The organism is Planktothrix mougeotii LEGE 06226, assembly GCF_015207485.1.
Lineage (GTDB): Bacteria > Cyanobacteriota > Cyanobacteriia > Cyanobacteriales > Microcoleaceae > Planktothrix.
This window is the reverse complement of the sequence record NZ_JADEWU010000007.1, coordinates 77,712-90,100: the sequence shown is the minus strand read 5'-3', so window position 1 is coordinate 90,100 and position 12,389 is coordinate 77,712. Positions and strand designations below refer to the sequence as shown.

At 40.0% G+C, this 12,389-nt stretch carries 10 protein-coding genes, 1 pseudogene and 1 riboswitch; of the genes and pseudogenes, 2 read left to right on the top strand and 9 right to left on the bottom strand.

From position 1 onward, the window contains the following. Position 1: 1 nt before the first annotated feature. From thiC to hisE, 5 genes and pseudogenes are all read right to left on the bottom strand, one after another. Positions 2 to 1,390 (bottom strand): annotated as a pseudogene (thiC, locus tag IQ236_RS05325) (phosphomethylpyrimidine synthase); the annotation flags it as partial. Further along, a riboswitch (TPP riboswitch) is annotated at positions 1,390 to 1,489 on the bottom strand. It overlaps the preceding pseudogene by 1 nt. Positions 1,490 to 1,575: 86 nt before the next feature. Further along, positions 1,576 to 2,148, bottom strand: coding sequence for a Uma2 family endonuclease (locus tag IQ236_RS05320; protein ID WP_193868299.1), 573 nt, complete (start codon positions 2,146 to 2,148; stop codon positions 1,576 to 1,578). Between the two features lie 372 nt (positions 2,149 to 2,520). After that, positions 2,521 to 4,338, bottom strand: coding sequence for a tetratricopeptide repeat-containing S1 family peptidase (locus tag IQ236_RS05315; RefSeq protein ID WP_193868298.1), 1,818 nt, complete (start codon positions 4,336 to 4,338; stop codon positions 2,521 to 2,523). Positions 4,339 to 4,415: 77 nt separating this feature from the next. Next, positions 4,416 to 4,625 carry a type II toxin-antitoxin system HicB family antitoxin gene (locus tag IQ236_RS05310; RefSeq protein WP_193868297.1) on the bottom strand — a complete coding sequence of 70 codons (210 nt, stop codon included), beginning with the start codon at positions 4,623 to 4,625 and terminating at the stop codon, positions 4,416 to 4,418. Positions 4,626 to 4,774: 149 nt separating this feature from the next. Then, a complete protein-coding gene (gene hisE, locus IQ236_RS05305; protein ID WP_193868296.1) occupies positions 4,775 to 5,350 on the bottom strand; it encodes a phosphoribosyl-ATP diphosphatase in 576 nt (191 codons plus the stop codon). A gap of 167 nt (positions 5,351 to 5,517) precedes the next feature. On the opposite strand from hisE, the gene hemL reads away from it, so the two are divergent. After that, positions 5,518 to 6,813, top strand: a complete 1,296-nt coding sequence (hemL, locus tag IQ236_RS05300; protein ID WP_193868295.1) for a glutamate-1-semialdehyde 2,1-aminomutase — start codon at positions 5,518 to 5,520, stop codon at positions 6,811 to 6,813. Between the two features lie 60 nt (positions 6,814 to 6,873). On the opposite strand, the gene IQ236_RS05295 is transcribed toward hemL, so the two are convergent. The 4 genes from IQ236_RS05295 to IQ236_RS05280 form a co-directional block, all read right to left on the bottom strand. Next, positions 6,874 to 7,341, bottom strand: a complete 468-nt coding sequence (locus IQ236_RS05295) for a PIN domain-containing protein (RefSeq protein WP_193868294.1) — start codon at positions 7,339 to 7,341, stop codon at positions 6,874 to 6,876. A gap of 3 nt (positions 7,342 to 7,344) precedes the next feature. After that, the gene (locus tag IQ236_RS05290; protein ID WP_193868293.1) at positions 7,345 to 7,608 is read right to left on the bottom strand and encodes a hypothetical protein; all 264 of its coding nucleotides are present in this window, start codon (positions 7,606 to 7,608) and stop codon (positions 7,345 to 7,347) included. A gap of 72 nt (positions 7,609 to 7,680) precedes the next feature. Further along, the gene (locus tag IQ236_RS05285; protein ID WP_193868292.1) at positions 7,681 to 8,097 is read right to left on the bottom strand and encodes a secondary thiamine-phosphate synthase enzyme YjbQ; all 417 of its coding nucleotides are present in this window, start codon (positions 8,095 to 8,097) and stop codon (positions 7,681 to 7,683) included. Positions 8,098 to 8,144: 47 nt separating this feature from the next. After that, positions 8,145 to 9,263: a glycosyl transferase gene (locus IQ236_RS05280; RefSeq protein ID WP_193868291.1), complete on the bottom strand. Its 1,119-nt coding sequence runs from the start codon at positions 9,261 to 9,263 to the stop codon at positions 8,145 to 8,147. Positions 9,264 to 9,536: 273 nt separating this feature from the next. On the opposite strand from IQ236_RS05280, the gene IQ236_RS05275 reads away from it, so the two are divergent. Beyond that, positions 9,537 to 12,092, top strand: a complete 2,556-nt coding sequence (locus tag IQ236_RS05275) for an adenylate/guanylate cyclase domain-containing protein (protein ID WP_193868290.1) — start codon at positions 9,537 to 9,539, stop codon at positions 12,090 to 12,092. The last annotated feature ends 297 nt before the right edge of the window (positions 12,093 to 12,389 follow it).

Here is a 12,389-nt window from a genome sequence, read left to right as displayed (position 1 = left end):
ATTAACTTTGAGTTACAACTTCTTTTTCTTTGGCTAGGAATTTTTCTAATTCTGTTAACGCATCCGCATCAACTTTCGTTTGCATCGGACAGAATTTAGGGCCACACATGGAACAGAATTCAGCCGTTTTGTAGATATCCGCCGGAAGGGTTTCGTCATGATATTCCTTCGCCCGTTCTGGGTCTAAGGATAACTCAAATTGACGAGTCCAATCAAAATTATATCGCGCTGTGGATAACTGATCATCTCGGTCACGGGCTCCAATGCGATGACGGGCAATATCGGCAGCATGGGCGGCAATTTTATAGGCAATTAACCCATTTCTGACGTCTTCAGCATTGGGTAAACCCAGGTGTTCTTTTGGCGTAACATAACATAACATTGCAGTTCCGTGCCAACCTGCGATCGCTGCACCAATGGCAGAGGTAATATGATCATAACCGGGGGCAATATCTGTTACTAACGGCCCCAAAACATAGAAGGGCGCTTCTGAACATTCCTCCATTTGTTTTTTAACATTAAATTCAATTTGATCCATCGGAACGTGACCGGGGCCTTCTACCATGACTTGTACATCATGTTCCCAAGCGCGGCGAGTTAATTGTCCGAGGGTTTTGAGTTCCGAAAGTTGAGCATCATCGGAGGCATCATGGGTACAACCCGGACGTAAAGAGTCTCCTAAACTAAAGGAAACATCGTATTTTTTGAAGATTTCAATAATATCGTCGAAATGGGTATAAAGGGGATTTTGTTTATGATGGTGCAGCATCCAACGGGCAATAATTCCGCCACCACGAGAGACAATTCCGGTAATTCGGCTTCTAACTAAGGGCAGATATTCAATTAATAATCCCGCATGAATCGTCATATAATCCACACCTTGTTGGGCGTGTTTTTCAATTACATGGAGAAAATCATCGGGGGTGAGATTTTCAATTTTGCCGTGAACACTTTCTAAAACTTGATAAATGGGAACTGTACCAATGGGAACCGGAGAAGCTTTAATAATAGCAGTCCGAATTGTATCTAAATTGCCGCCTCCGGTGGATAAATCCATCACGGTATCTGCGCCATATTTAACGGCTAAATTCAGTTTAGCGACTTCTTCATCTAAATTAGAAGAATTGGGAGAGGCACCAATATTAGCATTAACCTTACATTTAGAGGCAATTCCTATCGCCATCGGTTCTAAATTAGGATGATTAATATTAGCCGGAATAATCATCCGTCCCCGTGCGACTTCTTCCCGAATTAACTCAGCAGGTAAGTTTTCCCGTTGAGCAACATATTGCATTTCTTCGGTAATAACACCTTGACGGGCATAGTGCATTTGAGAAACGTTGCTCTGTCCATGCCGTTTGGCAATCCATTCTGTCCGCATCTTGAATTTCCTCTTATTAACAGCTTCCCTCCGCCGGTACTAACCGGACTCAGGTTCCAAGGGTGTCTTTTCTCAGCCTGAACCTAGCAGGCACCCCTAGCTTATTAGCTGAAGATGGTATCACAATTTTTGTTAATTGAGTATAATTTTATTAAATCTTTGGAAAATTCGGAATATTTAGGGCGTAATTATACTTATTGAATTAATCCTAATACATCTTGATAAATTTCTGAGACAGGACAACTAAAATTAATACTTTCTAATTGAAGAGCTTCCTGGGGTTGATAGGTAAACAATTCCCATCGTCCGTCTGAATTCCGTCTAAAACATTCAATATTAATTTTATTTTGGCTCACTAATACATATTCTTGTAAAGTTTCAATCTGTCGATAGTCGGCAAATTTATCACCTCGGTTAAAGGCTTCCGTTGAGGGAGATAAGACTTCAATAATTAAACTCGGATATTGTTTAAAATAACCATTATTTCTGTCGCGGGAGTCACAAGTTACCATAACATCAGGATAATAATAAACATCTGCGGTTTGAATATAAATTTTCATGTTTCCCGTATAAACACGACATCCTTGACCGCGTAAGTGATTTTTAAATAAAGCAATCAAATTCCCAGAAATGGTATCATGAGCATCACTTCCCGCCACCATTGCATAAACTTCTCCTCGAATATATTCATGGCGAATGGGGCTAATTTTTTCCCCTTCGAGATAATCTTCATGGGAAATATGCTGATCAGATGGATTAATAATCATAATTAAAATAGAATTGAATTAAGGTGATTATAACTCAATCAATCATGCTCAAGACTATGATTGTCATTCTGAACTCAACAATATTCACTCTGATTATCATTCTGATCTGTAGGGTGCGTAAGCCCAGCGCACGCACCATCATTATTTTACCTATTGAAATAGTAGGGTGCGGTGATCGCAGTGCACACACCAAAACCCAATTTTAAATAAAAAACCAACATCTCTAACAATTAAATCATGATTTTATTCCAAGAATTTTAATATTAATCAAAAAGTTTTGAGCAGGGAATGGGTATTCAGGGAAAACATTATCATTGTTAATTAATTGATGGTGCGTGGGCGTTGATGGTGCGTGCGCTGCGCTTACGCACCCTACTTAAAGTTTCTAAGATTATCCATTGCGTTTTTATACGCATCCTCATTACCTTGTTGTCGATACAGTTGCGCCGCTGTTTCCCAGTCTCCCCTCGCTTTTCGTTTATCTCCAACCATATAGAAAGCACCACCCCGATTGAGGTAAGCAGCAGCATTATTAGGATCAATTTTAAGAGCTTTATCGTAATCGGATATCGCCCCTTGATAGTCTTTTAAATTATTGCGAGCAGCACCCCGATTGACGTAAGCATCAGCATCATTAGGATCAATTTTAAGAGCTTTATCGTAATCGGATATCGCCCCTTGATAGTCTTTTAAATCACTGCGAACGTTACCCCGATTGTTGTAAGCAGCAGCATAATTAGGATCAATTTTAAGAGCTTTATCGCAATCAGATATCGCCCCTTGATAGTCTTTTAAATCAACGCGAGCCTTACACCGATTGTTGTAAGCAGCAGCATAATTAGGATCAATTTTAAGAGCTTTATCGCAATCAGATATCGCCCCTTGATAGTCTTTTAAATCAACGCGAGCCTTACACCGATTGAGGTAAGCAATAGCATAATTAGGATCAATTTTAAGAGCCTTATCGTAATCAGATATCGCCCCTTGATAGTCTTTTAAATCAGAGCGAGCAAGACCCCGATTGATGTAAGCGCCAGCATAATTAGGATCAATTTTAAGAGCTTTATCGTAATCGGATATCGCCCCTTGATAGTCTTTTAAATCAGAGCGAGCAAGACCCCGATTGATGTAAGCGCCAGCATAATTAGGATCAATTTTAAGAGCTTTATCGTAATCGGATATCGCCCCTTGATAGTCTTTTAATTCACGGCGAACATTACCCCGATAAATATAAGCATTTGCGTTATCAGAATTAACGTTGATAACCTTAGTAAAATCATCAAGAGCAGCGCGATAATTGCCTTGACTAAAATTAGTAGCACCTCTAGCATAGTAATCATCAGCCGTACTAGGATTATTCAGGTTAGCAACTCGACTCTTGGCGGTATTATTAACCGTAACCGTTGTATTTCCTTGACGGATTTGGGGTTTGAGGGCGATAAAAGTATTAATCGGAATCGCATAATTAATTCCCGTTTTGACGAGAGTAAATTGTCCAGTAGGTTGACCATTACTATCATAAATTAGACTCGCTTCTTGTCCCCCCAGTCCATGAATTCCAATCACTCGCCCTTCACTATCAAATACAGGGCCACCACTCATCCCAGCCCAGGTCAAGGCGCTATAGTTGATGGTGTAGCCGCCGGGTTTGCGTTGGGGTAAACTGGTAATTGCCCCTTGAGTAAATTGGGGTTCTCGTTCCACTCCTGAACGTCCCCCTAACCCAGGAAATCCATAAACCCAGATAAATGTTCCCTCAATCAGTTGATTAGAGTCGCCTAAAATAGCGGCGGAATAGTTATCAGAAGTGGTAAAGGTTAGAATTGCTAAATCCGGGCTACTCTCGTTAGTTTGGAAGGGTTGGACAAAGTTAGCAGTATAGGTTTTGCGTTGAGAAGTGGTAATATTATAGGAGCGATTAGTATTGCAATTGTTAACAAAAGTTTGGGGTTGACAAACCACATGATGATTGGTTAAAACCGTGTAGGTATTGCCATCTTTAGCAATAATTACCCCAGTTCCGCCACCGATATCACTATTAATTTGGACGGTAACGGGAACAGCGATTTTGTAAACTTCCTCGCCAGTTTTAGCATGAACCGCCACGCTTTGACTAATCACAATAGCCGCAACGGTAGCGCTTCCGGTTAACAGATGGGTGAGTGAATCAAAACCCCTGGTCAGTACCATAATTATTAATCCGTGATGGTCGAATCCTTTATTAAGGATCATTCTAACTCAACCGTTCAAGAATTGTATCCGTATTTTCACTGAATATGTATTTTTGGTAAAGGTTCACCATCTGCTTGATAGGAAATAATCAAAGATTCTAGGGCTTCTTTTCCATTCGCAACCGCTTCTTCGTAAGTAGCGCCATGAGTTCTCCAATATTGACCCCTAAAATCAGGGAGTCCGACTAAAAAACATTCATCTTCCTCTGACCATTGAATGACCATTTTATACTGAATTGGATTCATGATTTCTTGTTCTACCTGGATGCTCTATAAAACCACAACTACGCAAGAGTTGTTTTAGCTCTCTAATCTTTTTAGGCATTATATTTTAGAGGCTAATCAGAAATCAATTGCTGGATGGTGCGTGCGCTGCGCTTACGCACCCTACGGGTTTATTTTCGTCGTGATTCTAATTTCTGATAAACCTCTCTCAAATCTACATCATGATAAGCTAAAGCCACTAAAGTATGATAAAATAAATCAGCGACTTCTCCGGCGATCGCATCTTTGTCTTTATCCTTACAAGCCATCACCACTTCGGCGGATTCCTCCCCAATTTTTTTGAGAATTTTGTTATCTCCTCCGGCTAATAATTTACAAGTATAGGATTCAAGTTGGGGATAGTCACGGCGATCGCAAATTATATTAAATAATCCTGATAAAGTATTTCCTGATAATTCTTGATGTTGTTCTTCAACTCCAATAATCACCATCGGATTTTCATCACTGTAGCGAATTTCTTTGACTAAAATTTCTGCATTCCATAACACAATTTCTGCGTCTTGACAAGACCAAACTTGCTGAGAGGATACAGTTTTTTCTAAAGCCGCTGCATTCATCCAAACCCAAGTAAACACCGTTCCTTCTAAACAATCTTGGATAACGGCCAGAATCAATCCTTTTTCATTGTAACGAATTGTATCAATAGGACTCAACAGGCTTAACTCTAGGGGTTTTGAGCTTGACATAAATTTAACCAATACAACCAGAACCCTAACTTGACTACAATATCATCTTGTTGGTTTTCCTGTGGAACAGGCATCCTGCCTGTTAAAAAGCTGTAAAAAAGCAATATTCACACAGCTTTTAACGCACTAACCTAAACAATCTTACCATTCAAGGAGATTATCTCAGAGTGACCCTACCCTTAATAACTACAAAATCAGAAGAAATCTTTGCCGCCGCCCAGAAAATTATGCCAGGTGGCGTTAATTCTCCCGTGCGGGCGTTTAAGTCCGTTGGCGGACAACCCATTGTCTTTGATAGAGTCAAAGGGGCTTATGTTTGGGATGTTGACGGCAATCAATATATTGATTATGTTGGCTCTTGGGGGCCAGCCATTTGCGGTCATACCCATCCCGATGTCATCAACGCTCTCAAAGAGGCTTTAGAAAAAGGCACCAGTTTCGGCGCGCCTTGTGTATTAGAAAATGTTTTAGCCGAAATGGTGATTGATGCGGTTCCGAGCATTGAAATGGTACGATTTGTCAATTCAGGAACGGAAGCGTGTTTATCCGTATTGCGTTTAATGCGAGCCTTCACCGGACGAGACAAATTGATTAAATTTGAAGGCTGCTATCACGGACATGGAGATATGTTCCTCGTGAAAGCGGGTTCAGGGGTTGCGACCTTGGGTTTACCCGACTCCCCAGGGGTTCCCAAATCCGTCACCAGTAGTACCCTCACTGCCCCCTACAATGACCTAGAAGCCGTCAAACACCTATTTAATGAAAATCCAGGCGAAATTGCTGGAGTCATCCTAGAACCGATTGTAGGCAACGCTGGCTTTATTCCTCCCGATGCTGGGTTTTTGGAAGGGTTACGGGTACTGACCAAGGAAAATGGGGCTTTATTAGTCTTTGATGAAGTGATGACCGGCTTCCGCATTGCGTATGGCGGCGTTCAAGAGAAATTTGGGGTGACACCGGACTTAACGACATTAGGAAAAGTCATTGGTGGTGGTTTACCTGTGGGGGCCTATGGTGGACGTCGGGATATTATGTCCATGGTCGCTCCGGCTGGCCCGATGTATCAAGCGGGAACCTTATCAGGAAATCCTTTAGCAATGACGGCGGGAATCAAAACCCTAGAGTTATTGCAAAAACCAGGAACTTATGAATATTTGGATAAAATCACCAAAAAATTAAGTGAGGGGTTGTTACAAATTGCCAAAGAAACAGGTCATGCGGCTTGTGGGGGACAAATTAGTGGAATGTTTGGTTTATTTTTTACCCAAGGGCCAGTCCACAATTATGAGGATGCTAAAAAATCCGATTTAGCTAAATTTAGCCGTTTCCATCGGGGAATGTTAGAACGGGGAATTTATTTAGCGCCTTCTCAATTTGAAGCTGGGTTTACGTCTTTAGCTCATACGGATGAAGACATTGAAAAAACCTTAGCAGCCGCTAGAGAAGTGATGTCTAGTTGGTAAGTTTTGGGGTGGGGGTGAGTGAGAAGAAATCCACTGACTCACCCCACTGTAACTAGAGATTTAATAACTAATATCTTGCCATTTTTCAGCATTGGAAAACAACCCTAAATGCTTGACATTGGTTGTACTAATAACGACGGAACGACCGGGAAACTCCTCTGTTAAAAGTCGCCAGTGAGCAACAATCATCATATCGATATCAATATTTTTTTCGTCGGCTGTTGGTGTTCCCAGTAATCGAGCTTGTGCCCAAACTTCTGCTGCTAATTCAACAACTGTTTGATCAACGTCTAAAAAATCTACAACTGTCCTTAAAGCGTTTAATTTTTTGAGTCCTTCATCGGTAGCTCCAGTTTTAATAGATAATACTAAACTGCGTTTTATTTCATAAAAACAGAGTTCAGAAGAAACAAAATAAACCCCCCTAGCTAATAATTTCTCAAACCAGTTCTGACAAGCAATAACTTTGGGTAAAGCGTTAGGATTACTGAGTTCTCCCAAAACCCCTGTATCCAAAAAAACAATCATAGATTATGAAAATAACTTGCGACTACGATTTTCATCAATTATTGTTTCTATCCCCTTCCAATTTATTTGTGAGGTTTCCAATTCTTGCGGAGTCATGTTTTTTTCTCGATGTAACTGTTCCTGACGCCAAATTTTAATTAACTCCAGACCTTTTTGGTTAATCTTTATTTGTTCTTCAGGAGTTCTCCCATAATATCTCAGAGAACGGGTTAAAGTTCCTTTGGGTTCAGGATATTCGTCATGAATGGGATGGGTTTGTTGTACCATAACGATTAACCTCCAATCGTATTAATCAAAATTATAACCTATAATTTCCATAAATAAAATAATGTGTTAATATTATTCCCCCATAATATGTACCACTAATTCACGGGTATGACGATGGCGACGATGTTCCCAGAGATAGATTCCTTGCCAGGTTCCTAATAATAATCGTCCTTGAGAAATGGGGATTTGTTCAGAGGTATGGGTGAGAACAGTTCTAATATGGGCTGGCATATCATCTAAACCTTCCGCATCATGAATATAATAATTACCTTCAGGAACTAATTTCGATAAAAAGTTTTCTAAATCCCGTAACACATCAGGATCAGCATTTTCTTGAATGATTAAACTAGCGGAAGTATGCCGTAAAAATAAATGACAAATTCCGATTTTTATTCCCGAATTTTTAACAATTTCCTGCACATAAGCGGTAACATTAGAAAATGATTTACCACTGGTTTGAACATCTAAAATTTCCTGATAATGCGCCATAATCAAAACCCGTAGTAAGCCCTTCAGGGCTTTATTTTTCTTATATTTTAAGGTAAATTCAAAAGATAGTCAACAACCGCTTGAGCGATCGCTTCATTGCCATTTTTATCTAATCTTTCCGAAAGGTGAGGTTGTTGGAGGGGTTGATTGATAAAATCCCAATTATTTTCAAAAAAATCACTAGCTGTGATAATTTGATGCCCCCCATAATTTTGTAACCAGTCTAATAAAACCGGGGCTTCGGCAAATCCATCCCTAGTTAAAGAAATTAAAGGGATATCTAAGCGTAAAGCTTCCGCAAAGGTACTATATCCCGGTTTAGAAATAACTCGTCCACACAAAGGCATTAAATCCACCGGACGCAAATGAAATAAATGGGAATGAATATCCGGTAATTGCAAAAAATTACTCACTTGAACTAAATTCGGGAAAGGAGGTAAATTTACATCAAAGGTAATAAAAGTATAATCAGAATATTGTTCAAAATTATGAACTGGAATCGCATTTAATCCTAAACCGCCAAAGGTTAATAAGATAGTTTTTTCAGGAGGAGTCGTAATTCCTAATTTTTCTCTCAAAGCCTCTAAATTAAACCGAGGATTTCCCCCCGTTAAACCGACATCAATGGTATGGGGAAAAGCCGTCATCGGTTCATGGAGAGGAAAGCGAAATAAGCGATCGCACTGCCTAAAACAACCCGAAATCCAATCCGCTAATTCCATAAACTCTTCCCCCCAATCTCGATAGATAAAATCCCAACCAAAATTCCCCATCATCCAACAGGGAATTCCCGCAGATGAGGCGATCGCTGAAGCTAAGGGAGGAATATCTGCTAAAATTAAATTAACTTTATTTTGTTTAATAAAACTGACTTCCCCGGCAATAATTGAACGGTCTTGTTGGCGAATTTGTTGCCATTGCTGTAAGGTTGCGGCTTGATCCATTGTTAAACTATCAGACTGCACTACTCCCACATCAAAAGCACGGGGACGGACAATAAAATCCCCCTCCAGATAAGATTCTAATAACCATCGAGGTGCTGTTGTCACCAGAATTAATAACACATCAGGACAACGCTTTTGAATTTCATTGGCAACCGCAGCAGATCGCACAGCATGACCAAATCCATGATTTGTAATCGCTAAATAGACGGTAGGTCTTGACATGGAGGTAAATTTCAAGTTAACAGTTCCTCAATTTTGGCATGAACTCAAGGGTCAGGTGTGAGGGATTCGCTGTTAACAATAAAGCCTTAATACTCAAGGGTCAACCGAAACCCGATAAAATAAGGATCACCAATTGAGGCTGCTGCCATGAGTTCTTTCGGAACTAGCTAAGATAGACAAAATAAAGTCCTTAGCCAGACAAAAGACCTTGAAAACGTGAGTTGTGACAGGTGATGAAGGGCCAATTGAATGAAATTCTGGACAAAAAGCCTGATGTCCAGGCTTGTGGTCTACTTTTTACTGTTATCTGTAGTAACCGTCTTCTGTGTGGGGGCCATCGCCTTTCAAAGCGCCAAAGCCTCTATTCAACAGTTGGTGTTTGACCGATTGGAAGTGACGGCTACCCTGAAAGAAGAAGCGTTAAATCTATGGGTGGAGAACCAAAAAAATGCAACCGTTTCTTTAGCACAATTACCCGATCTCAAAACAGCCGCAGCGATTCTATTGACGGTGGATGCGCGTTCCCCCCAATGGAGGGATGCCTATACTCAAATTAAGCAGTATATGGCTTCTGCTCTAGCGGCTAAACCAGACTTAAAGGAAGTACAGCTTTTGACAGCTAAGGACGGAAAAGTTATTTTTTCGACCAATCCCCAATTTGAAGGCCAATATCGGTTTAACGAACAATATTTTAAAGAAGGTCGTTACCATACTTTTGTGCAAAATATTTATTTTTCGTCGATCACGAATAAACCCACTTTAACCATTTCCACACCCATTATTGGACAAGATCAAAATGTCTTTGGGGTGCTAGTTACTCATCTGAACTTAAAAAAAATGGAAGAAATTGTTTTTGATAAAACCGGTTTAGGTCAGAGTGGGGAAACTTATTTAGTGGATCGATCTCAGAGGTTTGTCACCGCCGAAGGTTTTGGTCGAAAGGACTTTCCGGCTGAGATTCATAGCCGGGGAATTGAAGCGGCGTTAGCAGGAGAAGACGGTCGCAAAATCTATTTAAACTATGCAGGAATTCCAGTCATTGGGGTTTATCGGTGGTTAGATCAACGAGACTTAGCATTATTAGTAGAAATGCACCAATCAGAAGCTGATGCACCAGCCCACCGATTGGCTTGGATTATTTTATCAGTTGGATTAACATCGGCGGTTATTTTAGCTCTAGGAGTCTATATTTTAGCTCGACAAATTACTCGTCCCATTTTAGCAATTACTCACACGGCAACTCAAGTATCGGATGGAGATTTAACCTTAGTCGCGCCAGTAACAACCGATGATGAAATCGGACAATTAGCGATCGCTTTTAACCGAATGACTCGACAATTACGCCGTCTTTATGCAGGTTTAGAAGAAAAAGTTGCCCTGCTTCAGCAGAAAGAAGCTCAATTACGAGACAGCTTCACCCAATTAAAAAAAGAAAAACAAACCGTTGAAGCTCAGAAAACTCAATTAACCCAAGCCTATCAAGAAATTACCCTACTCAACCAACGGCTTAAAACCGAAAATTTGGATTTAATGACGGAATTACGGGTACAAAATCAACGACTCTATCAACTTTTAGAAGCGATTCCATTAGGAGTTGTGGTTGTGGATGCAACCGGAAAATTATACTATACGAATCAAGTGGTTAAAGAGTTATTAGGAAACAAAGTTTTCTTTTCTGATCCCCCTTTAAAATTGAATATTTATTCTAATTCATCCTCAGATATTAAGAAACCCTATCCCTTAGAAAATTTACCTATTTTTAAAGCTTTGCATGAGGGAATTGGCAGTATTGATCAATTAGAAATTGAATATTTAGAGCGGATTATTCCCTTACAAACTTGGGGAACCCCAATTTATGATGAATGGGGACAAATTGCCTATGCCATTGGCGTGTTTCAAGACATTACAGAACGCCGACGAGCCGAAGAAGAACGGCAACGGTTTATTGAAGAAATGTTTGAGATTAATTGTAATTTAGAATTAGCCTTAGATGAAGAAGAACAATTAACGGATGCGGCGGGTCGATTTGTTCCGAATCAATTTTTATCGTTTTTAGGCTATGAAAGTTTAGTGGATGTTAAATCGGGGGATGCGGTACAAAAAGAAATGTCGATTTTATTTTCAGATATTCGGAGTTTTACCCAACTGTCTGAACGGATGACTCCTGAAGATAACTTTAAATTTATTAATGCTTATTTATCGCGGATGGAACCTGCGATTACAGAAAATCGAGGCTTTATTGATAAATATATTGGCGATGCGATTATGGCACTGTTTGGAGGGAGTGCGGATGATGCCGTCAAAGCTGGAATTTCAATGTTACAACGCTTGTCAGAATATAATCTCACTCGTCAACGTCCTAATCGTCCTGCGATTACAATTGGCATTGGAATTAATACGGGGGATTTAATGCTGGGGATCGTGGGTGGACAACACAGAATGGATAGTACCGTTATTAGCGATGCTGTCAATTTAGGGGCTCGACTAGAGGAATTAAGTAAACGTTATTGCATCCCTTTATTAATTAGTGAACATACCTTTTTGCGACTGGAAGATCCCAATATTTATTCCTTCCGTGTGATTGATAAAGTTAGGGTGAAAGGCAAATCAGAAATGGTATCAGTTTTTGAAGTTTTTGATGCTGATCCGCCCGATTTATATCGCAGAAAAGTGGCAACAAAAACGTTATTTGAACAAGCCTTAACCCTCTATCATCTGGAAGCCTTTCCTGAATCTGCTCATTGTTTTGAAGCCTGTTTGCGGGAAAATCCATCGGATCAAGTTGCTCAAATTTATTTACAGCGTGTGCTGCAATCTTTCTCAAGGTAATCTGCATTGTTTCCACAGGATCAGCAAATTCAGCTTGAAAGAAACAGAAAAGGAGTTAAATTTTAGACCGGGAGGATCTAGATTAATTGTTTCTTGACAGCTTGTACACAAGTTCAGTAATCTAGGTCTAAGATTTCAATCGGGAAGTTGACAACCATTCACCAGACTGCTTTATGGGGTTAGATTGTTTACACTCACCCTAGACCAGTTACACTTAGAGATTCGACTCCCACTGTTTTAGTGCTTTTCCCTAAATTTATTTATTTTACCTTCGTTTACTTTTTGTAAAAAAGTAAA

What these genes read in the sequence shown, in the direction of transcription:
- IQ236_RS05275 (WP_193868290.1), top strand. Translation starts at nt 9,537, where the DNA reads ATGTCCAGGCTTGTGGTCTACTTTTTACTGTTATCTGTAGTAACCGTC.
- hisE (WP_193868296.1), bottom strand. Translation starts at nt 5,350, where the DNA reads ATGTCAAGCTCAAAACCCCTAGAGTTAAGCCTGTTGAGTCCTATTGAT.
- IQ236_RS05295 (WP_193868294.1), bottom strand. Translation starts at nt 7,341, where the DNA reads ATGATTGTTTTTTTGGATACAGGGGTTTTGGGAGAACTCAGTAATCCT.
- IQ236_RS05315 (WP_193868298.1), bottom strand. Translation starts at nt 4,338, where the DNA reads ATGGTACTGACCAGGGGTTTTGATTCACTCACCCATCTGTTAACCGGA.
- IQ236_RS05285 (WP_193868292.1), bottom strand. Translation starts at nt 8,097, where the DNA reads ATGGCGCATTATCAGGAAATTTTAGATGTTCAAACCAGTGGTAAATCA.
- IQ236_RS05280 (WP_193868291.1), bottom strand. Translation starts at nt 9,263, where the DNA reads ATGTCAAGACCTACCGTCTATTTAGCGATTACAAATCATGGATTTGGT.
- IQ236_RS05310 (WP_193868297.1), bottom strand. Translation starts at nt 4,625, where the DNA reads ATGAATCCAATTCAGTATAAAATGGTCATTCAATGGTCAGAGGAAGAT.
- IQ236_RS05320 (WP_193868299.1), bottom strand. Translation starts at nt 2,148, where the DNA reads ATGATTATTAATCCATCTGATCAGCATATTTCCCATGAAGATTATCTC.
- IQ236_RS05290 (WP_193868293.1), bottom strand. Translation starts at nt 7,608, where the DNA reads ATGGTACAACAAACCCATCCCATTCATGACGAATATCCTGAACCCAAA.